Annotated in this window: 20 protein-coding genes; 8 read left to right on the top strand and 12 right to left on the bottom strand. The window is 61.6% G+C overall.

Translation table 11 applies throughout. The annotated features are described in order from the left end of the window. Positions 1–55: 55 nt before the first annotated feature. Positions 56–1,747, bottom strand: coding sequence for a S41 family peptidase (locus ACFSDX_RS14465; RefSeq protein ID WP_382314716.1), 1,692 nt, complete (start codon positions 1,745–1,747; stop codon positions 56–58). Between the two features lie 421 nt (positions 1,748–2,168). Here ACFSDX_RS14465 and ruvX point away from each other — a divergent pair, with 421 nt between their 5' ends. The 3 genes from ruvX to ACFSDX_RS14450 all read left to right on the top strand — a co-directional run bounded on the left by ruvX (position 2,169) and on the right by ACFSDX_RS14450 (position 4,361). Beyond that, a complete protein-coding gene (ruvX, locus tag ACFSDX_RS14460; protein ID WP_382314714.1) occupies positions 2,169–2,585 on the top strand; it encodes a Holliday junction resolvase RuvX in 417 nt (138 codons plus the stop codon). Further along, a complete protein-coding gene (locus ACFSDX_RS14455; protein ID WP_382314712.1) occupies positions 2,585–3,208 on the top strand; it encodes a peptide deformylase in 624 nt (207 codons plus the stop codon). Before ruvX ends, ACFSDX_RS14455 begins: the two co-directional genes overlap by 1 nt. Before the next feature lie 160 nt (positions 3,209–3,368). Then, on the top strand, positions 3,369–4,361 hold the full coding sequence (locus ACFSDX_RS14450) for a zinc dependent phospholipase C family protein (RefSeq protein ID WP_382314710.1): 993 nt from the start codon (positions 3,369–3,371) through the stop codon (positions 4,359–4,361). A gap of 73 nt (positions 4,362–4,434) precedes the next feature. Here ACFSDX_RS14450 and ACFSDX_RS14445 read toward each other — a convergent pair whose 3' ends face one another. The 3 genes from ACFSDX_RS14445 to ACFSDX_RS14435 form a co-directional block, all read right to left on the bottom strand. Continuing rightward, the gene (locus ACFSDX_RS14445; RefSeq protein ID WP_382314708.1) at positions 4,435–5,856 is read right to left on the bottom strand and encodes an MFS transporter; all 1,422 of its coding nucleotides are present in this window, start codon (positions 5,854–5,856) and stop codon (positions 4,435–4,437) included. A gap of 179 nt (positions 5,857–6,035) precedes the next feature. Beyond that, positions 6,036–7,829, bottom strand: a complete 1,794-nt coding sequence (locus ACFSDX_RS14440) for an alpha-amylase family glycosyl hydrolase (RefSeq protein WP_382314706.1) — start codon at positions 7,827–7,829, stop codon at positions 6,036–6,038. Between the two features lie 9 nt (positions 7,830–7,838). Continuing rightward, the gene (locus tag ACFSDX_RS14435) at positions 7,839–9,731 is read right to left on the bottom strand and encodes an alpha-amylase family glycosyl hydrolase (RefSeq protein WP_382314704.1); all 1,893 of its coding nucleotides are present in this window, start codon (positions 9,729–9,731) and stop codon (positions 7,839–7,841) included. A gap of 164 nt (positions 9,732–9,895) precedes the next feature. On the opposite strand from ACFSDX_RS14435, the gene glgP reads away from it, so the two are divergent. Beyond that, on the top strand, positions 9,896–11,539 hold the full coding sequence (glgP, locus tag ACFSDX_RS14430; RefSeq protein ID WP_382314702.1) for an alpha-glucan family phosphorylase: 1,644 nt from the start codon (positions 9,896–9,898) through the stop codon (positions 11,537–11,539). Positions 11,540–11,769: 230 nt separating this feature from the next. Beyond that, positions 11,770–12,432, top strand: a complete 663-nt coding sequence (locus ACFSDX_RS14425; protein ID WP_382314700.1) for an SOS response-associated peptidase — start codon at positions 11,770–11,772, stop codon at positions 12,430–12,432. A 97-nt stretch (positions 12,433–12,529) separates the two neighbouring features. Here the strand turns inward: ACFSDX_RS14425 and ACFSDX_RS14420 are convergent, their stop codons facing one another. The 7 genes from ACFSDX_RS14420 to ACFSDX_RS14390 all read right to left on the bottom strand — a co-directional run bounded on the left by ACFSDX_RS14420 (position 12,530) and on the right by ACFSDX_RS14390 (position 21,599). Next, positions 12,530–14,929: a hypothetical protein gene (locus tag ACFSDX_RS14420; protein ID WP_382314698.1), complete on the bottom strand. Its 2,400-nt coding sequence runs from the start codon at positions 14,927–14,929 to the stop codon at positions 12,530–12,532. A 49-nt stretch (positions 14,930–14,978) separates the two neighbouring features. After that, the gene (locus ACFSDX_RS14415; protein ID WP_382314696.1) at positions 14,979–16,166 is read right to left on the bottom strand and encodes a DUF4249 domain-containing protein; all 1,188 of its coding nucleotides are present in this window, start codon (positions 16,164–16,166) and stop codon (positions 14,979–14,981) included. Further along, positions 16,166–18,955, bottom strand: coding sequence for a TonB-dependent receptor (locus tag ACFSDX_RS14410; RefSeq protein ID WP_382314694.1), 2,790 nt, complete (start codon positions 18,953–18,955; stop codon positions 16,166–16,168). Before ACFSDX_RS14410 ends, ACFSDX_RS14415 begins: the two co-directional genes overlap by 1 nt. A gap of 79 nt (positions 18,956–19,034) precedes the next feature. Further along, entirely contained in the window at positions 19,035–19,781 is a 747-nt protein-coding gene (locus ACFSDX_RS14405) for a hypothetical protein (protein ID WP_382314692.1), read from the bottom strand. Positions 19,782–20,023: 242 nt separating this feature from the next. Beyond that, positions 20,024–20,680, bottom strand: a complete 657-nt coding sequence (gene nth / locus ACFSDX_RS14400) for an endonuclease III (RefSeq protein WP_382314691.1) — start codon at positions 20,678–20,680, stop codon at positions 20,024–20,026. Between the two features lie 120 nt (positions 20,681–20,800). Continuing rightward, the gene (locus ACFSDX_RS14395) at positions 20,801–21,025 is read right to left on the bottom strand and encodes a hypothetical protein (RefSeq protein WP_382314690.1); all 225 of its coding nucleotides are present in this window, start codon (positions 21,023–21,025) and stop codon (positions 20,801–20,803) included. Next, entirely contained in the window at positions 20,964–21,599 is a 636-nt protein-coding gene (locus tag ACFSDX_RS14390) for an RNA polymerase sigma factor (protein ID WP_382314689.1), read from the bottom strand. The genes ACFSDX_RS14395 and ACFSDX_RS14390 overlap by 62 nt, the downstream gene beginning before the upstream one ends. A gap of 442 nt (positions 21,600–22,041) precedes the next feature. Between ACFSDX_RS14390 and ACFSDX_RS14385 the strand changes: the two genes are divergently transcribed. Next, positions 22,042–22,764, top strand: a complete 723-nt coding sequence (locus ACFSDX_RS14385) for an alpha/beta fold hydrolase (RefSeq protein ID WP_382314688.1) — start codon at positions 22,042–22,044, stop codon at positions 22,762–22,764. Then, positions 22,761–23,702 carry a glycoside hydrolase family 43 protein gene (locus tag ACFSDX_RS14380; RefSeq protein ID WP_382314686.1) on the top strand — a complete coding sequence of 314 codons (942 nt, stop codon included), beginning with the start codon at positions 22,761–22,763 and terminating at the stop codon, positions 23,700–23,702. The genes ACFSDX_RS14385 and ACFSDX_RS14380 overlap by 4 nt, the downstream gene beginning before the upstream one ends. Positions 23,703–23,780: 78 nt before the next feature. Here the strand turns inward: ACFSDX_RS14380 and ACFSDX_RS14375 are convergent, their stop codons facing one another. Next, positions 23,781–26,093, bottom strand: coding sequence for a patatin-like phospholipase family protein (locus ACFSDX_RS14375; RefSeq protein WP_382314684.1), 2,313 nt, complete (start codon positions 26,091–26,093; stop codon positions 23,781–23,783). 213 nt (positions 26,094–26,306) lie between these two features. Between ACFSDX_RS14375 and ACFSDX_RS14370 the strand changes: the two genes are divergently transcribed. After that, on the top strand, positions 26,307–26,792 hold the full coding sequence (locus ACFSDX_RS14370; RefSeq protein WP_382314682.1) for a hypothetical protein: 486 nt from the start codon (positions 26,307–26,309) through the stop codon (positions 26,790–26,792). Positions 26,793–26,859: the final 67 nt, after the last annotated feature.

The following is a 26,859-nucleotide window of genomic DNA, read 5'->3' as shown; positions in this document are numbered from 1 at the left end:
GTGAAGGCAATAGCGCGAACCTTGTAGTTCGCATTTCGGGCCTGAGTCGACAACCCTAGGACTGGTGGAGCAAGGCGACCAGCGCCGTGTTGTCCTTCACGGCTTGCATAGCTTGCTGCAACTCGGCATCGTCTTCGCGCAGCACGAGGCGGGCGGCTTCCGGGCCGTAGGCACTCTGGGCGATATATACCTTAATGTAGTGCTGCACCAGCGGCGCGCAGCGGCGCAGGGCGGTCGAGCCCGGCGGCAAGCCCGCCAGCTGCCCCAGGCGCCCCACGGCTACCAGCTCAGCGTCGGAGAGCCGAAACGTGGCTTGATACTGCTCGGGGGCCAGGGCGGCCAAGGTGGCCTTGTGGTGCTGGTAGTAAGCTAGGGCGTAGGCGCGCAGTACGCTGCGGCGGCAGAGGTGTGTAAAGTAAGACGAGTTCAGCACCGTGTCGCGGGCCACGAACACGTCGGGCACGATGCCGCCGCCGCCGTACACCGCCCGGCCGTGGTCAGTGAGAAACCGCAGGTCCTTGGCCACCGGCATGCTATCGGCCGACGAGAGCTCGCCGCGCCGCTGGCGCTCGGCCAGTTCGTGCTGGTACGAAGCGGCATCGGCACCGTAGGGCTTCTGGATGCAGCGGCCCGCCGGCGTGTAGTAGCGGGCGATGGTGAGGCGCAGCTCGCCACCGTCCTGCAGCGCAATGGGCTGCTGCACCAGGCCCTTGCCGAAGGTGCGGCGGCCCACTAATAGGGCGCGGTCGTGGTCTTGCAGCGCGCCGGCCAGTACCTCGGCGGCCGAGGCGCTGTTTTCATCTACCAGCACTACCAGCGGGCCCTGCTCCCAGTCGCCGGGCACGTGGGCGTAGGTTTGGGTGTCATACTGCTCGCCTTTGCCATCAGTATACACCAGCTTGCGCGAGCCAGCAACGAACTCGTCGGCCATGCGCGTGGCCCGGTCGAGGTAGCCGCCGGGGTTGCCGCGCAGGTCCAGTACCAGGCGCGTCATGCCCTGGCGGCGCAGCCCATCCAGCTCGGCCTTAAACTCGTCGTAGGTGCTGCTCGCAAACCGGTTGATTTTCAAGTAGCCCGTTTGCTGGTCGGCCAGCACGGCGCCCGGCTCCACCGAAGGGTTGGGCAGGCGGCGGCGCATTACCGTGAAGCTCAGCGGCTCGGGCTGGCCGGGGCGGCTCACCGTGAGCACCACGGCGCTGCTGCGGGCGCCGCGCAGCAGCGCCGTAAGCTGGCTGTTGGTGAGGTGCGCGCCCGCCACCGCTTTGGGGCCCACGCGCAACAATTGGTCACCTAGGCGCACGCCCGCCTCCTCGGCTGGGCCGCCGCGCAGCGTCACCGAAACGGTGGCCGTATCCCGAAAAAAGTAAAAGTCCAGGCCCACGCCCTCGAAGCTGCTGCGTAAAAAAGCGTCGGCCTTCTCCCGCTCGTTGGCGGGCAGGTACACCGAGTGCGGGTCGAGCTTTTCGAGCATGCGCGCCACGGCGTAGTCCGTCAGGCCCTCCGTATCGGTCGAGTCCACGTAGTCGCGGTCCACGTAGCTCAGGATTTCCTTGAAGCGCAGGTAAGCCCGGGCCGTGCCCGCTGGGTTCTCCGACGACGGCCGAAACGGGTTGCTGGCTACCAGCAGGCCGCTGCCAAATGCCAGCACCAGCAGCAAGGACCAGCGCCAGCGCGCGCCAAAAGGGCGCGGGCGTGGCGCGGTCGCCGAGTGCTGAGAAGAAGGCAAAACTGGCGGCAAAGCAGCCATAAGAAAAGGTAAAAAAGTAGCGTTAGCGCAAGGGTAAGGAACAAGCTTACTATCAAAGCTAATGCAATTTTTGGGGCGCTGCTATAGGAGTATTTGCTAGTAGATATGTTTATAAAATTAGTGATACGGTTTTCTAAGTTAATGGCAATTAAAGTTGTTATTTTTAAGTAAAATTCAATTGTTATTCGCGTGAAAAACGACTTTTAGTAGTCAATGAGATATAATTTAAATTATAAGAAATTGACAACAGAAAGCCAGTGGCGAGCCGATAAAGCCGCCGTTTTTCTACCAGGTAGAGCAGCTATTAGCAGTGCCCGTTAGCGGTAGTATACCGCCGCCGGCTGGTACCTAGGGCAGCCGGCGGCCGTATCTTTGTGGGAGGCTAGCAGTAGCCATTACTTTTCATTATTGCTCTTTCGGCATGGCCCGCACCCTCGCCATCGACTACGGTAACAAGCGCGTGGGCCTTGCCGTCACGGACCCGCTCGGCATCATTGCCACGCCGCTCGATACCATTCACAGCAAAGACCTCGTAGCGTTTGTGCTGGCCTACCACCAGCGCGAGCAGCTCAAGGCCATTGTGGTGGGCATGCCGCGCACGCTGCTCAACGAGCCCACCGACTCGACCAGTGCCGTGGTGGGCCTGCTGCGCCGCCTGCGCCGCGAACTGCCCGACGTGCCAGTGCACGAAATCGACGAGCGCTTTACCTCGCGCATCGCCAAGCAGGCCATGCTGGCGGGTGGCCTCGGGCGCAAAGCCCGCCAAGACAAGGCCACCGTCGATAAGGTAAGCGCCACCCTTATTTTGCAGTCCTTCTTAGAATCACCTTTTAGCTAATGATTTATCCGATTGTTGCCGTTGGCGACCAAGTATTAAAGAGTCGCGCCAAAGAAATTGCCCCCGACCTGCCCGCCGCCGAGCTGAGCCAGCTGGTGCAGGACATGCTGGAAACTATGTACTCGGCCCACGGCGTGGGCCTGGCCGCCCCCCAGATTGGCAAGGGCATCCGCCTGTTCGTGATGGACTCGGGCCCCATGGTGGAGCCCGACGAAGACGACGAAGAAACCACCGAGCCGCTCGACGCTGCCACCCAGGCCGGCCCGGCCGAGCTGCCCATCAAGCGCGCCTTCATCAACCCCCAAATGCTGAGCGAAACCGGTGAGCAGTGGGGCTTCGAGGAAGGCTGCCTTAGCATCCCCGGCATCCGCGAAAACGTGCTGCGCTGCCCCAATATCGTGCTGCGCTACGAAGACGAAAACCGCCAGGTGCACGAGGAGGCATTCAGCGGCATGGCGGCCCGTATTATCCAGCACGAGTACGACCACCTGGAGGGTATCTTATTCACCGACAAGCTCTCCGCCTTCAAAAAGCAGTTGCTGAAGGGTAAGCTTTCGCGCATCAGCAAGGGCGACGTGAAGCACGACTACCGTATGAAATTCCCGGCCAGCGGGCGGCGGTAGGCGCTTGCAAATCGATAGGACAGCAAAACTGGCATATCCCACGGGATATGCCAGTTTTTTTGCGTTCTATTGGCCTATCAAGCCTTAGCTCCTGCGAGGCTACCGGGAATAAAATCTTGGAAACGCTTGGGGGCCTGCGCGCTGCGCGTAATTTGCCAATGTGAAAAACCGCTACCGTTGGCTGCTATTACTGCCGTTGCTTTTGGGCTCGATTAACTCGGCCCGCGCCTGGGGTTTCTACGGCCACCGGCTGCTGAATCGGCTGGCCGTGTACACGCTGCCGCCCGAGATGCTGCCGTTTTTCAAGGCCAATATCGATTACCTTACCACCAACGCTACGCGGCCCGACTCGCGGCGCACAGTGGTGCCCACCGAGGCCCCGCGCCATTTCCTCGACGTGGATGCCTACGGCGACAGCGCCCTCACGCGCCACGGCCGGGGCCTGCCCCGCGCCTATGCCGACGCGGTGGCGCTGGTGGGTGGCGAAGACTCGCTGCTGCGCCACGGCATCGTGCCCTGGCAGGTAGCCCGTATGAAAGGCCAGCTCACGGCCGCCTTCAAGGAGCGTGATACTGACCAGATTTTGCACCTCGCGGCCGACCTAGGGCACTATGTGGCCGATGCCTGCGTGCCGCTGCACACCACCCGCAACTACAACGGCCAGCTCACCAATCAGCGCGGCATCCACGCACTCTGGGAGTCGCGGTTGCCGGAGCTGAATGGTATAAACTACGACCTGCTGACTGGCCAGGCGCCCTACCTCGACAACCCCACCGAAGCCGCCTGGCTGGCCGTGGAGCGGGCCCACGCCGCCCTCGATTCAGTATTTACTATCGAGCGCCAACTCACGGCCGAGCTTACCGAAGACCGTAAGTACGGCTACGAGCAGCGCGGCCGGCAGACCATTCGCACCTATTCGCGCGAGTTCAGCCAGGCATATCATCAGCGGCTCAATGGCCAGGTCGAGCGGCAGTTGCGCTACGCAGCGCGGCTCATCGGCGCCTTCTGGTACACGTGCTGGGTCGATGCCGGCCAGCCCGACCTGACGGAGATGGAGCAGCAACCCTCGGAGGCGGAGCAACTGGCGATAGACCAAGAGCGCAAAGCTGCGGCGGCTGCGCCAGCGGTCGCTATACCGGGGCATGATGAATAAAAAAGCACCGGCTGGTAGGCCGGCGCTTTCAGTTTTGCTATGCTGTAAAACGGAGTGCCACTCCGTTTTGCAACTACACGTTCGGGTTGGCGTCGGCTAGCGAAGCTTCGTAGGCGAGGTTCTCGGCGGGCGTTAGATTGTTGGGCAAGCGGATGTCGTCGGCGTCGTGCACGCGCAGGGTAAGCAGGCCCGAGAGTATCATGGCGCAGCCACCAAACACCAGCGTGAGGGCTGAATCGCCGCCGAAAACGTGCTTGGTAAAGAAGCCCAAGGTCACGCTAGCCAGCATTTGGGGCAGCACGATGAAGAAGTTGAATACGCCCATGTAGTAGCCCATCTTGTTGGAGGGCAACGCGCCGGCCAGCATGGCGTAGGGAATCGAGAGAATGGACGCCCAGGCAATGCCTACGCCAATCATCGAGACGAGCAGCAGCTGCGGGTTCTGGATGAAGTAGATGGAAATCAACCCCAGGCCGCCCGCCGTGAGGCAAAGCAGGTGCGTGATGCGGCGGCTGGTGGCGCGGGCCACCACGGGCAGCGCCAGAGCGGCTAGCGCCGATACGCCATTGTAGACCGAGAAGCAAACGTTTACCCAGTCGGCGCCCTCGTTATAAAGCTTTGAAGTCGTGTCGCTAGTGTGGTAGATGTGGCTGGTGATGGCGGGCGTGGCATAAATCCACATCGAGAACAGCGCTAGCCAGCTGAAGAACTGCACCAAAGCGAGTTGGCGCATGGTGCGCGGCATGTCGGCGATGCCCGCGAACGACTCTTTTACGCCGTTCCAGAAGCCGGAGGTGCGGCGCTTTTCGGCTTCAAATTCGGCTAGGTCTACCGGCGGGTATTCCTTAGTGGTAAAGACCGTCCAGGCCACGGCGATGAAGTACACGATGCCGCCCGTGTAAAAAGCATACTTCAGCGAAGGCGCGATTTGGCCGGCCGGGGCTACGTTGGAGAAGTGGAAATAATTGGTGTAGATGTAGGGTAGCAACGACCCCACCACGGCCCCGATACCGATGAAAAACGTTTGGAAGCCAAAGCCCGCCGTGCGCTGATTACTAGGTAATAAATCGCCCACTAGTGCCCGGAAAGGCTCCATCGAAATGTTGATGCTGGAGTCCATAATCCAGAGCATGCCGGCCGCCATCCAGAGGGCCGATACGTGGGGCATCGCCATGAGCGCCAGCGAGGCGAAAATGGCCCCAATCAGGAAAAATGGCCGGCGCCGGCCCCAGCGCGGGCTCCAGGTGCGGTCGGAAAGGTAGCCAATGATGGGCTGCACCAGCAGACCGGTGGTGGGGGCCGCAATCCAGAGAAACGCCAGCTTATCTTCTTGGGCACCCATCGTTTCGAAAATGCGGCTCATGTTGCCGTTTTGCAGCGCGAAGCCAAACTGGATACCTAGGAAGCCGAAGCTCATGTTCCAGATTTGCCAGAAGCTGAGGCGCGGCTTGGCCCGCATATTGGGGTTATCGATGGTGATGCCGGAGCCTGCCATTGGAAGAAAACGGGGGAGTGGGGTGGGATGTTTAGTCTAGAAAGGTAAGCACCGAAATCGATTCAGGAAGTAATGCGAAGCCTCTGTTTCGCGCACTTGCGCAGCGGGTAAATCACGTCTGGCCGAAAGCGAACGTGGATACTCGCTGTGCTTGTGCGTGAAGCAGAAGCTTCGCGCTACTACTTGATTTCCAGCACCAGCGCTGCTAGCGGGGCCAGCGTTAGCTTAAGGTCAGTTTTGGCCTCGCCGCCGTTCAATAGGTCGCGGTAGGTGTGCGGGCGTTGTGGGTCGAGGCCCATGCGCTTCTGCACCTCGTCGGGTAGGAGCAGGGTGGGGTGGTAGGTCTGGGTGTCGCTGAAATTGACGACTACCAGCACTTTTTGGCCCGCTGTGTAGCGCACAAAGGCATAGAGCTTGTGCTGGTCGTACTCTTTGCTGAGGTTGTTGGCATCCTGCAACTCGTAGAACTGGCCTTTACGGATGGCCTCGCTGCTGCCGGTTAGCGTGAGCAGGCGCTTGTAGAAGTCGTGCAGCTGCTTTTGGGCGGGGCTGAGCTTGGCGCCGTCGAACTTGCCCTGGTTCATCCATTTCTGGTGCTCGGGCATGCTCCAGTAGTCGAAGAGCGTGGTGCGGCCGTCGCCGGTGTTGAAGCCGGCCACGCCGTGGGCAGGCTCGGCCACGTCCTGGCCCATGTAGAGCATGACCGGGCCTGAGCCTAGGGTGGCCGACACGGTCATGGCCGGGATGGCGCGGCGCGGGTCGGTAGCAAATTCCTTGGAGGCAATGCGCTGCTCGTCATGGTTTTCCAGAAATCGCAGCATGTGCGAGCCGTAGCCGCGGCTCTCGGTTTTCCAGACGTGGGTGATGTCGTCGGTGGTACCCTCCTGGCGCATCAGGCGGCGCAGGCCGTCGTAGAGGCCTACTTTGTCATACAAGAAATCGAAGTGGCCCTTGGTGAAATAGGTGCCGTATTCCTTGGGGTTGTAGGCCTCGCCGATGAAAACGATGCCGGGCTTCACCTGCTTTATCTGCGGAATAACCCAGGCCCAAAACTCGACGGGCACCATCTCGGCCATGTCGCAGCGGAAGCCATCGACGTTTTTCTTAGCCCAGAAAATCAGGATATCCCGCATCTTCAGCCAGGTATCCGGTGTGGGCTCGAAGTAGGTTTTGTGGCCATTCTGGTAATCGACGCCGTAGTTGAGCTTGATAGTTTCGAACCAGTCATCGACGCTGGGCGCTTCCGAAAACACGTCGTTGCCAGTGGCTCTGGCCGGAAACTCGTTGTACTTGTCGTCCTCGCGGGGGCCTTGCAGCGGGCCGAGCGGGTTGTAGCCGGCCGGTACTACGAAGCGCTTGCCGGGTACGTAGTAGTAGTTGTTGTTGGGCGCGAAAGCCTTGGTTTGGTCGTCTTTGGCGCCTAGGTCTACCACGCCGGCGGGCTTGGAAGTGGACTTGTAGGAGCGCGCTACGTGGTTGGGGATGAAGTCGATAATGACCTTCAGGCCGTGGGCGTGGGTGCGCTTCACGAGGGCCTCAAACTCGGCGAGGCGGGTTTGGGGCGTGGTGGCTAGGTCGGGGTCCACGTTGTAGTAATCGCGGATGGCGTAGGGCGAGCCGGCGCGGCCTTTTACTACGTCGGCATCGTCGGCGGGCAGGCCGGGGTAGGGCGTCATGGTGGCGTGCTCAAGCACGCCGGTGTACCACACGTGCGAGATGCCTAGGTCCTTGAGTTTGGTCAGGGCCAAGTCGTTGATATCGTTGAACTTGCCGCAGCCGTTTTCCTGGATGGTGCCGTAGGTTTTGTTCAGGGCTACCTTGTTGCCGAACAGGCGCGGGAGCATTTGGTAGATAATGAGTTTGTTATCTGCCGGGGTTTCGTCGGTGGTGTTCGGGTCGTTGGGGGTTTGGGCCACGAGGGGAGAGGCTAGGGCGGCGAGTAGGAGGCTGGCCGCTAGGGTGAAAAGTTTCATAAGTAGGGTCTACTTACGCAATTCTACCACCCAAGCCGTGTGCGCCGGCACTTTCAAGGTCTTCAAATCTGAAATAACAGCCCCGCTCACTACCTCAGTGCCAGTCGAAAATCCGTTGGTCCGCTCCGCGTAGCGCGTGCCGTCCACGGTTTTTTCGTCCTTGGTATTGTTGGCAATTACCATCACGCACTCGCCGTCGTTGTACCGGAAATAGGTGTACACGCCATCCTGCGGGATGAATTGCATGAGCTTGCCCGAACTCAGCACGGGGTGCGATTTGCGGTAAGTGCCCAGCTTGCTTACGTAGTCGAACGCCTCGCCCGCCTGGCCCGGCCGCGACACGAAGTAGTTCTTTTTATCGCCCGCAAACCCGCCGGGGAAGTCCTCGCGCACCTTACCATCGGGGTCCGAAAAGTTCTTCATCAGCACCTCGGTACCGTAGTAGAGCTGCGGCGTGCCGCGCAGGGTTAGTAGCCAGGCAATGCCCATCTTGAACTTAGCAAAGTCCTCACCGATGACCGAGTAGAAGCGGCTCATGTCGTGGTTGTCCAAAAACGGCACGTTGCGCGTGGCGTCGGTGTACATCCAGTCGCCCTGCAAGGCGCGGTACAATTTATTCAAATCGCCGCCGTCGCCCTTCAGCACGTCGCTGATGCCGAAGCAGATTTGGAAATCGAGCACGCCCGGCAGGTTCGACTTGAAGCCGTTGACGGGTGGGAAAATGTTCTGGGCAAAAAACGCCTGTTCGGCCTCCGTGCCCTCCCAGGCCTCGCCAAAAAGCGCCAGCTTGGGGTACTCGTCTTCGATGGCCTTGCCCCAGTCCATCAAGAACTTAGGCTCCGAATAGGGGTAGGTGTCGATGCGGTAGCCATCGAGGCCGGTCGTCTCGACCCACCACAAAAAATTCTGAATCAGGTACGTCGAAACCGCGGGGTTACTCTGGTTTACGTCGGGCATGGAGGTGTCAAACCAGCCGTCGTTTTCGAGCATCCGGTCGCGCTGCGAGCCGTAGGGGTCGTTGAGGGGGAAGGCGTTGTAGTTGCTCCGCGTGAAGGTGGGGAAGGCGTGGAACCAGTCGGCCGCCGGCTTGTCCAGGAACAAGTGGTGGTAGCTGCCCCAGTGATTGAGCACGATGTCCTGGATTACCTTAAAGCCCTGTTTATGTGAGTTTTTCACAAACTGCACGTACTCGGCATTTGTGCCATAGCGCGGGTCCACCTTGTAGCAGTCGGTCACGGCGTAGCCGTGGTAGCTGGCCTTGGGCATATCGTTTTCCACGATGGGCGTGGGCCAGATGGCCGTGACGCCTAGCTGCTTGAGATACGCAAAGTGGTTTTCGATGCCCTTGAGGTCGCCGCCGTGGCGGGCGTACATCGAGTCGCGGCTCATGCGCGGGGCGCGGGTGCCCTTCACCACGTCGTTTTTGGGGTCGCCGTTCGAGAAACGGTCAGGCATCAGGAAGTAGATAAAATCGGCTTGTGTGAGGCCCTGCACACGCGCCGGGTCCTGGTTGCGCGGGCGCAGCTCGTAGTTGTAGGTAAAGCTTTTGTTACCCTTAAACTGAAGCTTGAGCTGCCCAGGCTGCGCCTGCGGGCTGATGGTGAGGTTCACCAGCAGGTAATTGGGGCTTTCGAGCTTCTGAAACCCATCGAGCGTGACGCCGGGGTAGGCGGCCAAACTCACCTGGCTACCGGCGATGCCGGGCGCATTTACCAGCAGCTGCAATTTGGGGTTTTTCATGCCCACAAACCAATTGGTGGGGTCGATGCGGGTGATGGGGGCGGTTTTGGCGGCGGGCCGGGCCGCCGCGCGGGGGCCGCCGAGCGGCGCGCTAGCCTGGGCTAGAGCGGGTAGCAGGCAGGCGGCTACCGTGGCGGCACGCAGTGCGTAAGAAAAACGCATAAGAGTGGGGAATAGAAGAGGAGAGAAGAAAACCGGCCGGTAACCAGCCGCGTAGCAAGGTACGAAGCGCTGTTCCGAAATCGTTTTCGGTGCGGGGCCTAGGTTCTTCCTTTGCACTTCCAAACTACCTTAGCGGCAAGTAGCTACTTGGCTTTTTTCTTCACATGGCATTCCAATTCAAAGCACCCACCCCCGCCGCCAAATACAAGACCCCCGTGGCCTACTTCTCGATGGAGTTTGCCCTCGACCAGGCCCTCAAATCGTACTCGGGCGGCCTGGGCTTTTTGGCCGGCTCGCACATGCGCTCGGCCTACGAGCTCAAGCAAAACCTCATCGGCATCGGCATTTTGTGGAGCTACGGCTACTACGACCAAGTGCGCGACGCCGACCAGAGCATGAAACCGGCTTTCATCGAGAAGAACTACTCGTTTCTGCAAGACACGGGCATCGTGTTCCCCATCATCATCCACGATTCGGAGGTGCACGTGAAGGCCTTTTACCTGGCGCCCGAGACGTTTGGCACCGCGCCCATGTTCTTCCTCACCACGGATATTGAGGAGAATGACTTCATTTCGCGCACCATTTCGCACCACCTATACGACCCAGACACGGCTGCCCGCGTAGCCCAAAGCATGCTGCTGGGCATCGGTGGCGGCAAGCTGCTCGACGTGCTGGGTCGCCAAACCGACCTCTACCACCTCAACGAGGGCCACGGCCTGCCGCTGGCCTTCTACCTCTTCGAGAAGCACGGCCGCAACCTGGCCGAGGTGCAGAAGCGACTGGTTTTCACGACCCACACGCCCGAGCTGGCCGGCAACGAGGAGCACCCGATGGCGCTGCTCCAGAAGATGTCGTTCTTCTGTGGCGTGCCCGAGCAGGAAGTTCGCGAGGCCGCCCGCGTGGCCGGCGACTCGCTCAACTACACCCTAACCGCCCTGCGCTTTGCTAAAAAAGCCAACGGCGTGAGCAAGGTGCACGGCGGGGTAGCCCGCGAAATGTGGGGCCACTACGAAGGCATTTGCCCCATCATCTCCATCACCAACGCCCAAAACGGCACCTACTGGCGCGACCCGCAATTAGCCGCTGCCGCCAAAGGCAAGGACGACGCGGCCCTGCTGGCCCGCAAAAAGGAGCTGAAAAAGGAGCTGTTCAAAACCGTGGCCGACCAGACCGGCACCGTGCTCGACCCCGAGGTGCTGACCATCGTGTGGGCCCGCCGCTTCGCCAGCTACAAGCGCGCTGACCTCATCCTGCGCGATTGGGAGAAGTTTGAGCGGCTCGTGACCAACGACCAGCGCCCCGTGCAAATCATCTGGGCCGGCAAGCCCTACCCCAAGGATTTTGGTGCGATTGATACGTTCAACAACATCATCAAAGCCACCAAGGACCTCAAACGCTGCGCCGTGCTGGTGGGCTACGAACTGGCGCTGAGCGCCGAGCTCAAAAAAGGCTCCGACCTGTGGCTGAACACCCCGCGCTACCCCCGCGAGGCCAGCGGCACCAGCGGCATGACCGCCGCCATGAACGCCTGCGTGAGCGTGAGCATCGCCGACGGCTGGATTCCCGAATTTGCCAAGGACGGCGAAAACTGCTTTATCATCGAGCACGCCGACGAGAAACTGCCCGACCACGAGAAGGACACCATCGAGGCCAATACGCTTTACCACGTGCTCGAAAAAGCCGTGAGCCTATACTACGATAAGCCTGAGCAATTCACCAAAATCCGCAAAGCGGCCATGAAGGACGTGGAGCCCGCGTTCGAGAGCGGCCGCATGGCCAAAGAGTATTACGAGCAGCTGTACAAGTAATAATCGCAGATTTAACTGATTTAACTGATTTAACGGATTGCGCAGATACGCCCGCCTGCGGCGGGCTGACTAAGCTAGTGCCTAGGTATCCTGTCTTGAAAAAGCCGCCTACAGGCGGCTTTTTCTCGTATAGCAGCTTTCGCACAGTATCTCAAAAGCTGGCACTAGCTTAGTCAGCCTGCGGTAGCAGGCGTATCTGCGCAATCCGTTAAATCAGTTAAATCTGCGATATGTGTGGTCGATATACTGTGATTTCTCCTGCGCCGGCTCTTGCCAAGCGCTTCAATGCCAAGGAAGCCGCGGCTCCCGCGCCTAACTTTAACGCCGCGCCCTCGCAGGCGCTGCCCATTGTCACCAATGCCGCGCCCGGCCAAATTCAGCTCGTGAGCTGGGGCCTAGTGCCTTCGTGGAGCCGTGACCCGGCCGCTGGTCCTAAGCCCATCAATGCCCGCGCCGAGACCCTAGGCGAGAAGCCCAGCTTCCGGCAGCTGCTGGCGCGGCGGCGCTGCCTGGTGCTGGCCGATTCCTTTTACGAGTGGCAGGCTACGGAGCGAGGCAAGATTCCGCACCGCATTTTGCTGCAAAGCGAGGAGCCATTTGCCTTTGCCGGGCTCTGGGATGAGTGGGTTGACCGTGCCTCGGGCGAGGTGCACCCCACGTTTACCATCATCACGACCGAGCCCAACGAGCTGATGGCCAAGCTCCACAACCGGATGCCCGTCATCTTACCCGGCCCCGACGCCGAGCGCGCCTGGCTGGCCGACGACCTGAGTGCCGCGCAACATCAGCAGCTACTAATGCCCTACGATACGGCGCTGATGAAAGAATATGCCATCACTACGCGCGTAAACTCGCCCGCGCACAATGATGCGGAGGTGCTGGCGGCTGCTTGAAGAAAGTCAAAAACGGCGGCCCCTAGAGTAGGCCTGAGGGCTAATAAACACTCAGGCCTACCCTAGGGGCTGCCGTTTTGCTGCGTCAATAGTCGGCCTATAAAGCGGGCTTTACCTCGAACGAGAAGCTGGTGCTACCTAGGTGGCCATCGGGCGTGAGGCCTTGCACGACCACCAGGTAGCGGCCGGCTTGGTCGGAGGTGAAGAAATTCAGCATTTGCGGCTTGTTGGCCGCGAGGTCGATGGTGGGGTTCCAGTAGAGCAGGTTGCGCAAATCGGGTGGGCGGCTGCGCTGCTGCGCCTCGCTGTCGTAGCGCGGGGCGTAAAATTCGCGGGGCACTTGCAGCAGCTCATACTCTTCGAGCAGCGCGTGCGGGTTGAGCGGGTAGCCGGCCAGGTCGCCTTTATACGTTTGGAAGCTAACCACGCCCTCGTACATCTGCTGCCCGCTGAGGTAGCGGCTATCCACTACGTCGAGGGTTTTTAATTTTAGCGGGTCAAAGGCCAGTAGCTGGTTGAGGTCGAAAACCGGTAGGCCGTCGAGCAGCGTCAGCGGGTTTTCCTGAAGGATGGCGTGGCGCATGCGGTCCGTTACAAGGAAGTGGAAGCCGTCTTTGCGCTTGCGCACCAGCACCCCCGGCACGTACTCGCGCATGACATCCTCAAGGGTAGGAAAGCGAGTGTAGTCGTCGAGGCGGTAGTGTTCGGTGGCGCGGCCGTAAAAGGCCACGGTATCCAGGGGAGTGGCCGAGTAGCGCGGCCGCGCCGGAAAAGCCTGCTGCACTTGCGCCTGCACAAGCCGCTCGCTGAAGGTGCTGGCCCAGCGGCGCGCGAGTGGCGGCAGGCCGGGTGCGGCCGGGCCACCGCCCGCGGTGAAGGGGCTCAGCAGCTCGACGCGAACGATGCTGTCGAGGGTAGTATTGGTTTGCAGCACCAGCTTGCGCAGCCCATAAGTTTGGGGTACCTCGAACTGCACCAGCCCATCGGCGTGGCTGGTAGAGCTGCCAAACCAAAACGACTGGCCGGGCAGCGAGAGGTAAGCGAGCACCCCCGGCGCAGGGGCACCCGTGCGCTGGCGCACCCGCCCTTGCAGCAAGTACCCGTTTACCTCGGGCGGGTAGGCTGGGGTGGGGGGCTTGCCGGCCAGCACATCGTCCCAGCGAAAGCGCCGCCAGCCCTGCGTAAGCATCAAATTATCGGCTGCTTGGGCGGCCACGGCGCTCGAATCGCGCAGGTAGTAGCCGGCATCTTCGATATATCCTCTGAGGTCAGCCGCCAGCAGCAGGTAGCTGCTGATGTCGGCGGGGGCGCTGGTGGCTAGAGAATCGAGCCGGTAAACGGCCAGCGAGAGCGCGGCGGGCCGAGCGGTGCCCACTTGCAGCTGCACCTGGCTGCGCAAGCCCACGGTCTGGGCGGTGGCGCTGCCCCGCACCGCCAGCAGTTGGGCCGGCGTGGGCCGCCGGAAATACAGCCGCTCGGCTACCGGCCGCGACCCGCTGAACAACGTGAGGTGCGTGATGCCCGGCCGCAGCAGCCGCTTGTCGATTTTAAAGCTCGTTCGGCCATTCAGCAAAGTCGCTTCGGCGGCCGTTACTACCTGCTGGCCCGTGTGGGCCAGCAGCCGCAGCGGCTCGGCGGGCCGCGCTAGCCGGGCCTGCACCGCCACGGTCAGCTCGGTGGGGCTTGCATCGGTCACGCGCAGCGCGTAGCCCTGCTCGGCCACGGCCGGCAGCTTGCTGGTGAGGGTGGCCCCGCCCGGCAGGCGCACCGTGGCCGTGTAGGCTCCGCCCGCGGCGGTGGGTGTGAGCAAAAAGCTACCTAGGCCGTTGCGCAGCGTTTGAAAAGTGGCGGCCGTGGCCCCGTTGGCCGCGGCTACGGTGCCGGTAGCCGCCACGCTGTGGCCCTGCCGGTCGGTGATTTTGAACGCCACCCGCCCCTGCAAGTCCTGCACCAGCTGCCCGCCCTCGGGGAAGAACTGCACGTCGTAGGCCGGGCCCGCCGTGGGTGCGGCCACCGGCCGTGCTTCCTGGGTATTCACGACCGTGATGGGGCACTGAAAGTAAAAGTCGGGCCCGGCGTTCTTCATCCAGCTGGTGTAGGCGCGCACTACGTAGCGCCCCGTGGCCAGCTCGGCCGGCAGCTCCAGCGCGCCCTGGCCCATGGCCCGCACCAGCCCGATTTTGGCTTGCAGCACGGGGCGCTGAGCGGCATCCAGTACTTCCACGTAGGCTACCTTGCTCAGGGCCAGCGGCCGGTGGTAGGTGCCATCCACGGCGTAGGCCTTAAACCACAGCGTTTCGCCGGCCACGTAGGCGGGGCGGTCGAGGTGCAGAAACAGCTGCTCGGTCAGGGTTTGCCGGCTGTACTGCTCGAGGCTCTGGCTTAGGGTCGTTAGCGGGTCGGCGAGCTGGGCGTGGCCGAGCGTGCTAGCTGCCAGGTGCAGCCCCAGGGCTAGGCTGCCCACGCTGCATAATCGCGAGGTAGAAGGAAAGCGCACGAGTTCGCAAGGAAAGAAGGTGGAGGAAGCAGCCAGCCTAGGCGAGTGATTACCAAAAGCTCGGCTTCGTGATGCTGCCGCGCGCGCGGCAGTCTACGCACTCGCGCGTAGAGCCGTAGTACCCATCAAGCTTTCCCGTGTCTGGGTTGGCATAAGGATAAAGAGGAACGTAGTCGGGACTAGCAAAAGTCAAGGTCTGCGGATACGAAAGAGGCGGCCTGTAATTGCTCAGAATTTCCGGTTCGAGCTTGCAGCCGGAGTAGGGCGAGTCGAACGCCCAGTCGCTGGGCAAAGGCAGTTCGGCCCGATTAACAAAAAGCCGCTGTTGCTGCACGGTGTGGGCGCCCACGTATCCTAACACGGGCTCGGTGGTAGCGGTGCCGGTGCGGTGCACGTTGCCGGTGAGCTGTACCGGTAAGGGGTCGTTGACGGTGCCGATGGCCTCGGTGTTCTTGCGCAGCTGCTCGTAGTAGGCAAATTCCTCGGCGGTCTCGGCGTACTGCGTAACCAGCGCGCTGTAGCGAATTTTAATGCGCTCGGCCCGGTCCGAGAAGCTGAGCAAAATGTGGTTGACCAGCGCATCCTGGCTAAGCTGCACCGAGGTGGCTTGCCTGATGGTAGTGAGCTGCTCGGTGCGCCAGCACGTGTAGATGGGCGTGATGCGGCCCCCCACTTGTTTGAGGTTGGGGTAGTATTCCAGCGAAGACCGGTAGGCGGCATTAAACTCCCAGGTTTCGAGCACCTTCCAGCGGTAGTAGCGGGTCTGCTGGGTGGCGTCGTGCGTGCTCAGCACCACCCGCAGCTCGTTGCCCTCGCGCTGCCAGCCTAGCTTGTCGATGGGCGGCGTGGCCTTGAGGGGCACCAGGGCCGACTCGTAGGTGGCCGGGCTAGCGCCGGCCGTGCTGATGCGCACCTGATACTGGCCCGGACTAAGCATCAAGCTATCAGACTGATAAAAGCCGGGGCTGCGCTCGCGCAGCGAGTAGCGGGCGCCCGCCGCGCTCTGCACGTAGACCGTGGCCCGGGCTTCGGGCGTGGGGGCGGCGGCCGAGGCAATATTCTGGGTGCGCGAGAGCTTGATGCGGGTGGCCCCGTTGCCATTGATGAAGCCATCGACCACCAAGTAGCTGGCGGGCGCGCTGATGACATCGGGCGTGTAGGCATCGACGCAGCCACCTAGGGCTAGCGCGAGCAGGCCACAGCAGGCGAGGGGCGTGAGGGTGGGCGCAGTACGCATCAGAAGCGGAAGTTATAAGTGAGCGTGGGGATGGGTTGCCCAAAAATGGAGAGCTGGTAGCCCTTAATCTGGCCGCCCGTGGACTGGAAGTAGACCGAGTACGGGTTGCGCCGGCCCGTCAGGTTGTAGATGGAAACGGTCCAGGAGCTGTGCGCCAGCTTCTTGATGCGGTGGTTGCCCTCGAAGTTGACGGCAAAATCGACGCGGTAGTAGTCGGGCACCCGGTAGGCGTTGCGGTCCGAGTAGTACACCCGGTAGGCGTTGTCAATGTAGTACTTGGCCAGCGGTAGCGTAATGGGCCGCCCCGTGCTGTAGTTGAAATTGAGCGAGGTGTTGAAGCGCCGCGAAAAGCGGTAATTGCCCACCAGCGTCACATCGTGCGGCTTGTCGTAGTTGCTCGGGTACCAGTTGCCGTTGTTCACCACGTCGGTTGGCGTGCTCACCTGCACCAAAGAGCGGGCGTAGGTGTAGCTAAGCCAGCCATTTATCTTGCCCACGTTTTTGCGCAGCAGCACCTCCACGCCGTAGGCGCGGCCGTTGGCGTTCACCACGTCGGTTTCGAGGTGGGGGTTCAACAGCAGCACGGCGCCGCTCTTGTAGTCCAGAAAATCCTGGATGTGCTTGTAGTAGCCCTCCACCGAAAACTCGACGGTGTTGCGCTTGAAGTTGTGGTAGTACCCTAGGGCCACCTGGTCGCCCACCTGCGGCCGGATGTAGCCGTCGCTCAACTTCCAGCTATCGGTGGGCGAGACCACGGTGGTGTTGGTGAGCTGGTGAATGTACTGGCGGGTGCGGTTGTAGCTGGCCTTCACCGACGAGTTGGCCGTGAGCTCGTACTTGGCCGAGAACCGCCACTCGGGGCCGCCGTAGTTGGCCAGCACCTGGCCGCCGCTGTAGTCGGTGGTGCCGGTCACGGTGCTTTCGCCGCGCGAAAGGCCCGGCACGTATTCGCGCACCTGGCGCGGACCTAGGGCCTGAAAAAACGAGTAGCGCAGCCCCAGCACCACCGCAAAGCGGGGGCTAATCTCGAAGCGGTCGGCGGCGTACACGGCACTTTCCAGGGCCCGCTCGTGCTGAATGACGGTGGGCAGCAGCAGCGACTGCTCGCCCAGCGGCTGCTGATTGCCAGGGGCCGTGTTGTAGAGCAGCGTGCTGGCCCCGAAGTCCAGGGTGTGCTTGGCGTGCCACAGGTAGCTGGCATCGGCCTGCACCGCGGCCTGGTTGATGTTGTAATCGAAGGTAGACGCCGCGTATTCGTTGCGCGTCGTCTTCAGGTTGAAGCCGTAGCGGCTGTAGGTGCCCGTGAGCGTGCCGGCCAGTTGCGGGCTGAAGGTGTGCTTCCACTTGAGCGCGGCCGCCGTGTTGCGGTACTCATAAATAGTATCGCTGGCCAGCCGAAACTGGTCGTGGCTGAAATAGCCAGTGGCCGAAACTGTGTTTTTGTCGTCCAGGTCGTAGGTTAGGTAGGCGCTTAGGTCATAGAACGACGCCGCGCTATTTTTTAGGGTAGGGCTGGGCACCTGGTGCAGCAGCCAGTCGGAATACGAGGTGCGCCCACTCACCAGGAAAGAGCCTTTGGCCTCCGTGCCCACCAAGCTGTCTGGGCCAATGGGGCCTTCCAGCTCCAGGCGGCTGGTGAGCAGCCCGATGCCGCCCGCCCCGCCCAGCTTCTTGCGGTTGCCCTCGCGCCCCTCAATCTCCAGCACCGAGGCCAGCCGCCCGCCGTAGCGCACCGGAATGGCACTTTTGTAGAGCTCGGCCGACTGCACCGCGTCGGGGTTAAAGGCCGAAAAGAAGCCGAACAAGTGGGCCGGGTTGTAGATGGTGGCGCCATTGAAGAGCACCAGATTTTGGTCGGTGCCGCCGCCGCGCACGCTAAAGCCCGTGCTGCCTTCTCCAATGGTTTTTACGCCGGGCAGCGCCGTTATTACCCGCAGGATATCGGCCTCCCCAAACACCGTGGGCACCTGCCTGATAATCTTGATGTCAAGCTTCTGCACGCCCATTTGCATGCCGCGCACGTTGCCCTCTTTCTGGCCCCGCACCACCACTTCGCGCAGCGACGTCGCATCGGACAGCACCTCCAAATCGAGGCGACCGTTGGCGTGCACCCAAATTTGCCGCCGCGTGGGCCGAATGCCTAGGCCGCGAATATTGAGGTTATAGCGGCCCACCGGCAGCGTGAGCGAATACGCGCCCAGCTTGTCGGTAGCTGTGCCGATATTGGGCGCATCCACGAACACGGCTATGCCTGGCACGGGCTCTTTGCTGGTGCGCACCACACCTGTCAGCGTCGCCCGCCCGCTGGGGGGCGCGGCCTGGCGCGGCCCAATCTCATACACTTTGAACTCGGAGGTGCCCACCTCCGCGGGCCGGCTGGTGCGCGCCGGGGCGGGCGCCGTATTAGCAATGGCTGGCGGGCTGCCACTGGCCGGGGCCGCCGGAAAAAAATCGTCCGGCAAGCGCGTTTGCAGTGGGTAATCGGGGGTGATGAACACCCGGTTGGTAGCTTCGTCGATGGCGAAGCGCAGCGAAGAGTGCTCAAAAATCTGCCGCAGCACGGCCACCAGCGGCAAGCCGTTGGGCTGCACCTGCACCGTTACGCTATCCAGCACCGCCGGGTCAAAGTAAAAGCGATAGGGCGTCTGGGCCTCCACGCGCTGCGCAAACTGCTCGAAGCGCAGGTTGCGAAAATCGCCGCTGATGGGTGGCGAAGCTTGCTGAGCGAAGGTGGGGTAGCCGCCAGCCAGTAGCCCAGCCAGCAATATAATAAGGTAGAAACGGGGCATAGCAAATAGCTAGGAAGGACAGTACGCCGCAGTAGCCAGCACCTGGCCGTGGCCCAAACCTAGGCGGGCCAGGTGCCGGCTACTGCGGCAGCGTATAGTAGTAGCGCAGGGCTTTCGTGGCAGACGCTTCGCGCCGCGCTGGCGAAAAGCGTAGCTTTTGCTGGCGGGCATAGCGCTGCACCTCAGATTTGTGGGCCGGTAGCAGCGCCAACAGGTCTTTGAGGCGGCCGACCTCTGCTACGGTGCTACCCGAGCGGGCAAAGAGCTTGTCAACTTGCTTGAACTTAAACACCAGACTCTGGTGCACAGTCGTTTGCAGCAGAAACTTGCTGTGGCGGGCCAGCAGGCTCACCGGCCCCGCTTGCAGCAGCTCGTAGAAGCCCGCGGGGAGCTGGGCACTGGCCGAGGTGTCGCCCAGCACGTGGATGAAGTGGCGGTTTTGCAGCGAAAAATCAGTGAGCGCTTCCGGCACCAGCACAATATTGGCAACCTGGTTGGGGTAAGTCAGCACCACCCGGTCGAGGGCTAGGTCGTAGCGCAGCGGCACCTGCTGAAAGTAGGCATTGCGATACGTGACTGTGCCCAGCTGCGGCTCCGCGCTCATAAGGAACTGGTGGCCAATGGTGCCCGGCAGGGTGTGGTCTACGTATTCGGGGCCGCTGAACAAGACCGACTCGGTCTGGGTAACCCTGGTGTAGTGCTGGGTAGCGGCCTCTACGGCGGCGGCCAGGGCCACCGAGTCGGCTGCAGGGGCTTGCGCGCACGCGCGGTAAGGCATGGCCAAAGCCAGGCAGCAAGCGCCCGCGTACAGTAATCGGTGCATCATGCAAAAGCGAAAAAGGCGGGGTTGCCACGCTTTAGCTTTGCCTAACTAGGGGCGGCCTCCTAAAACTGACTGCGCAATATATTTATAGAAAGCTTATAGCCAGTGCCTAGCCTTCGGTCGACCCTAGGTGCCCGCGCCAACCACGGTAGCCCACAAGGAGCGCCTTTGCAAAAATTTGGTTGATGATTGTCTTGATAATCATCGGGTGCCGGGTTGCAAGCTTTAGCTTTAATCGGGCCGTGCTACGTGGCTTGCGCCTTGGCAAGCTTCTGATAATAAGCGCAAAAATCGGTGAGCGGGCACACGCTGCACTTGGGCGTGCGCGCCACGCACACGTAGCGGCCGTGCAAAATCAGCCAGTGGTGGGCCTTCGGAATCACTTCCTGCGGAATGTATTTCACCAGACCTTTCTCCACAGCGAGCGGCGTGGTGGCCGTTTTGGGCACCAGCCCCAGCCGGTGCGATACTCGGAATACGTGCGTGTCCACGGCCATCGCGGGCTGGTTGTAGATAACCGATACCACCACGTTGGCCGTTTTGCGGCCCACGCCCGGCAGGCGCTGCAGCTCCTCAATGGTGCTCGGCACCTCGCCCCCAAACTCCGCCATCAGCAGCCGACCTAGGCCGGCCAGGTGCTTGGCCTTGTTGTTGGGGTACGATACGCTGCGGATAAAGGGGAAAATATCCTCGGCCGAGGCCGCGCCCAGCTCGGCGGCGGTCGGAAACTGCTCCAGCAGCGCGGGCATCACCTGGTTCACGCGCTTGTCAGTGCACTGCGCACTCAGCACCACGGCCACGATGAGCTCGTAGGGGCTGCCGTAGGCCAGCTCGGTGCGCGGCTCGGGATAGTGCGTGGTGAAGTAATCGAGAAACCGGCGAAACCGTTCGGGGCGGGTCATAACCTAGGCAATGCAAAAAGTGCGCGAACTACGCAAACGCAAAGGTGCGGCACCTACGCTGCCAAGCAGGTAGGCCCTCGTCGTTGCGAAGCCGTAATCAGCGCACTTCCCGTAAGTTAACTAGCGTAGAAATGTTTGCGAATAGCGTAGGATGTTAGCGGTGGTAGATAATTTTGGTTCGCTGGCCAGGCTGCTGAGCGCCCGCTGCGCGAGCAGCAGGTCGGCACAGGCGGCGGCTAGTTCGGGGTCGTGCAGGAGGGCGTCTTCGACCTCATGCTGCTCATCAGCTGGCAATTCGTTGTAGACGTAGCGAAGCAGCGTTGGATGGGGTAAGGTTTGTATCATATAGAAGGGCGTGCGCGGCCATTTTCTTCCGCAAATTGATAAGCGCATAGCGCATCCGGCCCAGGGCCGTATTGATGCTGACACCGGTTGCGTCGGCAATTTCCTGAAAGCTCATATCGCCGTAATGGCGCATGAGCAGTACTTCCTTTTGCGCCGCTGGCAGCTCCTGAATAAGCTGACGCAGTTGCGCGTGGCTCTCTTCACGGCCGAGTACTTCGTCGGTCGGTTCTTCCGAAAGGTGTAACGAGTTAGCAAGCCCGATGTTGTCATCGAGGCTCGTTTGGGGCGCTCTTTTTGCGCGCCGAAACGCGTCGATGGCCAAATTGTGGGCAATGCGGCACAGCCACGAGGCAAATTTGCCTTCGTCCTGGTAGCGCCCGCTCTTAAGGGTGTGGATGGCCTTTATGAAGGTATCCTGGGTGAGGTCGTCGGCCACATCGGGGTCACGCACCACGAGGTGGATAGTCGTGAAGACCCGCGCCTGGTGGCGCTGGAGCAGCTGGGCAAAGGCCGACTCGTGGCCAGCCAGGTAAAGGGCGATGAGCGCAGAATCGCTCGGCTGCAGGGGTTCCATAAAGGACTACTAATTAGGAGAATGTAGTGCTTTAGTCGATAGAGTGCAGCTAAGAGTAGAAAAGGTAAGAGTGAGCAGCAGATGAAGCCCGCGATAATCGGGCCAAATGTAGCGGCCCCGTTGCGAGTAATGCAAGGACGCTATCAGATAAGCAAAAAATATTCTTTCTAAAACCCGCAGTGGCGGCGAAGCTACCCCAATCATCGGTTAAAACCGGAGTTCAATCGACCTAGGAGCGGCTACGCCTCGCCAGTTTGCCAGGTAAAAGGTAGCTGTAAGGCTAAAACATTACCTAGGTAGCCGGGCAGAGCTAGTGCAAGATAAGCATTCGGCCGCTAATTCTACCATCCAATGTCTGGCTTAGTGGCCACGCCGCTGAGCCGCGCGTATACGCCGCGGCCCACGGCCCCGGCAGTGCGGGGCCCTAGGAGCCTAGCTAGCTGTGCTTACTTATCTCGCGCTTCATTACTGGGCCGGTGCCGGCCACGAATACAACCACTTGCGGGGCCTGCTGCCGGCGGGCACTTCCTTGCTGGCGCCCGATTTACCGGGCTTTGGCGCGCAGCCCGCGCCCGCGGGCTTCGACTACTCGGTAGGGGCCTATGCCGATTGGGTGGCGGAGTACGCGGCGGCGCAAAAGCTGGCGGAGTACGTGCTAATCGGCCACAGCATGGGCGGCAAAATTGCGCTGGCCTTGGCCGCCCGCCAGCCCGCGGGGCTGCGCGGCCTGCTCCTGCTGTCGCCCTCGCCGCCCACGCCCGAGCCCATCGGCGACGAAGACCGGGCGGCCAGCCTGGCGGCCTACGGCCAGCACCTGGAAGCCGAAAAGACGGCGACCAAAATCGTTATTCGTCCGGTGGCTAAGGAAGTGCGCGCGCAAGTAATTGCTGACAACCTGCGCACCAGCCAAGCCGCCTGGGATGCCTGGCTGGAGCACGGCTCGAAGGAAGATATTTCGGCTCTGATGCCCGCTGTTCAAGTGCCGTGTAGTTTGCTGGTCGGTGATGCGGACCACGCCATTCCGCTCGCCGCGCAGCAGCAGCAAACGCTGCCGCTGCTGCCCGTCGGCACGCCGCTAGTAGTGGTGCCGGAGGCTGGCCACTTGCTGCCGCTAGAGGCACCAGAGGATGTGTGGAAAGCGTTGCAAAAGCTTGCTGCGCAATGACCTACCAAAATCCGGTATTCGACGCCGACTTCCCCGACCCCAGCGTGCTGCGGGCGCCCGATGGCTACTACTATGCCTATGCCACCCAAACTAAGCGCGCTGGCCAGGTGCTGAACTTCCAGGTGGCGCGCTCGCTCGACCTCGCCACCTGGGAGCACCTAGGCGAGGCGCTGCCCACCAAGCCCGCCTGGGCCGCCACCAGCCAGCGCTTCTGGGCGCCCGACGTGAGCCGCCACCCCGATGGCCGCTACCTCATGTATTATTCGGCGCAGCCCAACGACCCTAGCGCCGGCCACTGCCTGGGTATCGCCGTGGCCGAGCGGCCCGAGGGCCCTTTTATCGACAGCGGCCAGCCGCTGCTGGCGGGCGGCGCGGGCTTCGAGAACATCGACCCCATGCGCTTCGTGGACCCGGCTGACGGGCGGCAGTGGCTGTTTTGGGGCTCGGGCTTTGGGCCACTGCGGGTGCGTGAGCTGGCCGCCGATGGCCTAGGCTTTGCCGCAGGCTCGGTGGCCGAGGTGTTAGTCGAAACCCGCGCCCCCGACGACCCCACGCCCTACGGCCACCTCATCGAGGGCAGTTGGGTGCACTACCGCGCCGGCTGGTACTACCTCTTTTACTCGGGCGACAACTGCTGCGGCCCCGATGCTCGCTACGCCGTGCTGGTGGCCCGCGCCCGCCACGCCACCGGCCCCTACCAAACCCAGGCCACGGGCACGGCCGGCACCATCCTCACTGAAAACGCTCGCTGGCAGGCACCTGGCCACAACTCGCTCATCACCGACGACCACGGCCAGGACTGGCTGCTCTACCACGCCATCGACCGCCAGCAGCCTACCTTCGACGCCCTCAACGATGAGCAAGGCTACTCGCGCCGCGTTATGCTGCTGAGCAAAGTTGACTACACCGAAGACGGCTGGCCTGTTGTGCAGGGGTAATTTGAGTAATGGGTAATTGGCGTAGTGGATAATGAGCAGCTATTACGCTCATTACCCATTACGCCAATTACCCATGAACTACTCCAGCGAGCGGCTGCGGAACAAAATGTACCCTAGGTGCCCGTACACGGCGAAGCGGTGGTTGGGGTCGTCGTAGTACACGGCGTGCACGGCCAGCGGGCCCACGGGCGTGGTGAAGAGCAGGCCCGTCGAGCCCGTGAGGTGGGGGCGGCTGAAGCCGCGGCGCAGCTCGGCCAACTGGTTTACCTCCGTTAGCTGGTTAAAGTTGACGTGGGCGTACAGCTCGGAGCGCCATTCGAGGCTGCCGAACACCGGTTGGTTGTAGCGCAAACCCGCGGCCGCGTAGTGCGCCGAGCGGTAGTTATCCAGAAACAGCGTGCGCGAATCGACCAGCGGCGCAAACACCGGCGCGTTGGTCAAGGACGAGCGGTAGTTGAGAAAACGGCCCTGGCTGCTGGCCATCAGCTCGCCAAAGTAGCCCCAGGCCTGCTTCTCACCCCGCAGCGATACGTAGCGCTCGTAGGTGGCGCGCAGCTGTAGCCAGTCGTGGCGGCGGCTGGCCTCGGTTTGCAGCAGTGAGGCAGTGCCGGGCGTGAAGGACTCGGTGCCCGTGACGCCGCGCAGGGTCACCACGTAGCGCCGGCCCGCCACGGCGTACTGCTTGCGATTGAGCGAGTTGCGGGCAAAGCGGATGGCCGCCGTGCCGCCCCGGAGCGAGGTGCGCGCCAGTACGTCGGTCGAGCTGACATCGGTGGTGTTCGAGTAGTTGTCCACGTTGTAGAAGGCCCCTAGGTCGAGCACCACGCGGGCGCGGTAGCGGGGCGAAATCCCGATTTGGCCACCTACTTTGGTGTCTTGCTGCCGCACGGGGGTGCTCAGCGCATCGCGCCCCAGCAGGCCGCCCGTGTTCTGGTAATCCCACTGATTGTAGGTAATTTGGGGCTGCACGAAGAAGGGCACCCGCCCCGGCACGTTGACGCGGAAATTGCCCTGCGCCCCGTTGTAAAAGCGCCCTAGGCTCACGTTGGCGCCCACCGAATAGAGTAGGCTGCGCAGGTACTTAAATTCTATCCCAAAGTATAGATTATCAATGGGCCGCGTGCTGAGCGCAAAGCCCACCTCGGCCGCCACGTTGTTGTTCTGCTGGGCATCGACCGAAAACACGTAGCCCTGCTGCGCCGGGTCGTAGCGAATGCGCGGATAAATGTTGCGGAAGTAGTCGTCGGCCGCCAGGCGGTAGTAGCCCTCTTCCAGGTCATCGAGGCTATACCGCGAGCCCTGGCGCCGAAAAAACTTTTCGGCGTAGCTGTTCTGGTCGGGCCGCAGGCCCTGCACCCGCACCTGCACAAAGCGCGGCGCGGGCGCCGCCTGCTGAAAAGCCAGGCGGCGGCGCTGCAGCTCCACCGTATCGACGCGGCGGCCGATGCGCTGGCGAATCAGGGCTAGCTTGCGCTGGGTGGCCGTGTCGCCCCGCCCAATGAGGGTGCGCACGCGGTCGAATTCAGTGGAGCCAATGTCCTCCAGCGCCGGCTGGATGAAAATGCCGTTCTTGCCCACGCTGGTGGTGTCAGCCACGTTGGCCCCCAGGAACACCAACGCATTGGTCAGCAGCTTGTCATCCTGCTGAAAGGGGTATTTCTTAAACGAGACATCGCCCACGTTCACCCCAATAATGATGTCGGGCTGAAACTCGCGCCGCATCACGTCGGTGGGGAAGTTGTTGTAGATGCCGCCGTCGAAGAGGTAGCGCCCGTCGGGGTTGCGGATGGGCCGGAAGGCCAGCGGCACGGCCATCGAGTTGCGCACGGCATCGGCTAGGTTGCCCGACTTCTGCACTACCTGGGTGCGGGTAAAAATCTCGGCCGCCAGGCAGCGGTAGGGCACGAAGAGCCGGTCGAAATCGTAGCCGCTGGTGGCTCCGGCCGGCGCCAGCAGTTTGGCCAGGGCTAGGTTAAGATTGAGGTCATTGACCAGATTGGGCACCACACGGGCGCGCAGCGCCGAGTCGAGCGCCACGCCCAGGCGCAGGGCCGACGGGTCGGGCTCGGCGGTGAGGTAATTGAAGGTTTTATCCTGAAGCTGCTTGCCCGATACCCAGTACTGAAACTCGGGCGAAAGCACAATCTGCTCTATCTCGCGCGGCGAGTAGCCGGCCGAATACATGGCCCCCACCACCGCCCCCATGCTCGTGCCGATGATGTAGTCGATGGGAATGCCGTTCGCCTCGAGCTGCTTGAGCACGCCGATGTGCGCGAGCCCCTTAGCGCCGCCACCGCTCAGTACCAGCCCCACCCGCTGCGCCCGAAGCTGGGGCGCGCCGTGCAGGATTAATATAAATACTAAAGTAATAAAGCGTATTAATTTTAACATATATTGAATAGTAAATGGTTTAGGGTCTTTGGCGCCCGAAGCTAGCGCCCAGAGAGGCGTTGCCGGCTGCCTCGACCATTGGTGGTTGATAGAGCAAGTATTTGTTTAATAAATTGACAGCGAGAGTTCAACACTGAATTAAAAGTATTTTTTTGAAGCAACCCCTCAACTAAAGCTGCGTTCCTTAGACGTTCTACTATAATGGCCTCCCTGATGAAGACTCCAGCCCCTGCCGATGACGCCAGTAGCACTCCGGCCCGCAAACGTACCAAAACTCGACCCGCAGCCCGCCGGCGTACCCTCGAAAATACCTATTCTGACCCCGCCCTGCGCGAGCGTTTGAAGGATGAAATCCGCGCCGCCGCCAAGGGCGGCGAGCCCGGCACGTGGAGCGCGCGCAAGTCGCAGCTCCTTACCTTGGCTTACCAAAAAACTGGTGGCGGCTACATAAACCGCCACCCCAATTCCAAGCAGAAAGACCTGAAGGAGTGGACCAAGCAGGAATGGAAAACGGCCGACGGCAAGCCCGCCCGCCGCGCGGGCACCACCACCCGCTACCTACCCAAAAAAGCCTGGGATGAACTAAGTGATGCGGAAAAAAAGGCAACGAATGACAAGAAAAAAGCCGGCACCAAAGTGGGCGAGCACGTGGTAGCCAACACGGCCGCCGCCAAAAAAGCCCGTAAAAAAGCGGAGTAGCCGTGCCAACCTAGGTAACCTAAACCCAGGCTCAAATACGCAGCCTACTTCCCGGTGTCCACCAGCA

The organism is Hymenobacter bucti, assembly GCF_042681145.1.
GTDB classification, from domain to species: domain Bacteria; phylum Bacteroidota; class Bacteroidia; order Cytophagales; family Hymenobacteraceae; genus Hymenobacter; species Hymenobacter bucti.
Note: the sequence above shows the minus strand (reverse complement) of the source record. Positions and strands in the feature narration are given on the sequence as shown.

Excerpts from the sequence above, each read along its gene's own strand:
- ACFSDX_RS14465 (WP_382314716.1), bottom strand. The coding sequence starts at position 1,747 with ATGGCTGCTTTGCCGCCAGTTTTGCCTTCTTCTCAGCACTCGGCGACC.
- ruvX (WP_382314714.1), top strand. The coding sequence starts at position 2,169 with ATGGCCCGCACCCTCGCCATCGACTACGGTAACAAGCGCGTGGGCCTT.
- ACFSDX_RS14455 (WP_382314712.1), top strand. The coding sequence starts at position 2,585 with ATGATTTATCCGATTGTTGCCGTTGGCGACCAAGTATTAAAGAGTCGC.
- ACFSDX_RS14445 (WP_382314708.1), bottom strand. The coding sequence starts at position 5,856 with ATGGCAGGCTCCGGCATCACCATCGATAACCCCAATATGCGGGCCAAG.
- ACFSDX_RS14440 (WP_382314706.1), bottom strand. The coding sequence starts at position 7,829 with ATGAAACTTTTCACCCTAGCGGCCAGCCTCCTACTCGCCGCCCTAGCC.
- ACFSDX_RS14435 (WP_382314704.1), bottom strand. The coding sequence starts at position 9,731 with ATGCGTTTTTCTTACGCACTGCGTGCCGCCACGGTAGCCGCCTGCCTG.
- glgP (WP_382314702.1), top strand. The coding sequence starts at position 9,896 with ATGGCATTCCAATTCAAAGCACCCACCCCCGCCGCCAAATACAAGACC.
- ACFSDX_RS14425 (WP_382314700.1), top strand. The coding sequence starts at position 11,770 with ATGTGTGGTCGATATACTGTGATTTCTCCTGCGCCGGCTCTTGCCAAG.
- ACFSDX_RS14415 (WP_382314696.1), bottom strand. The coding sequence starts at position 16,166 with ATGCGTACTGCGCCCACCCTCACGCCCCTCGCCTGCTGTGGCCTGCTC.
- ACFSDX_RS14410 (WP_382314694.1), bottom strand. The coding sequence starts at position 18,955 with ATGCCCCGTTTCTACCTTATTATATTGCTGGCTGGGCTACTGGCTGGC.
- ACFSDX_RS14405 (WP_382314692.1), bottom strand. The coding sequence starts at position 19,781 with ATGATGCACCGATTACTGTACGCGGGCGCTTGCTGCCTGGCTTTGGCC.
- nth (WP_382314691.1), bottom strand. The coding sequence starts at position 20,680 with ATGACCCGCCCCGAACGGTTTCGCCGGTTTCTCGATTACTTCACCACG.
- ACFSDX_RS14395 (WP_382314690.1), bottom strand. The coding sequence starts at position 21,025 with ATGATACAAACCTTACCCCATCCAACGCTGCTTCGCTACGTCTACAAC.
- ACFSDX_RS14390 (WP_382314689.1), bottom strand. The coding sequence starts at position 21,599 with ATGGAACCCCTGCAGCCGAGCGATTCTGCGCTCATCGCCCTTTACCTG.
- ACFSDX_RS14380 (WP_382314686.1), top strand. The coding sequence starts at position 22,761 with ATGACCTACCAAAATCCGGTATTCGACGCCGACTTCCCCGACCCCAGC.
- ACFSDX_RS14375 (WP_382314684.1), bottom strand. The coding sequence starts at position 26,093 with ATGTTAAAATTAATACGCTTTATTACTTTAGTATTTATATTAATCCTG.
- ACFSDX_RS14370 (WP_382314682.1), top strand. The coding sequence starts at position 26,307 with ATGAAGACTCCAGCCCCTGCCGATGACGCCAGTAGCACTCCGGCCCGC.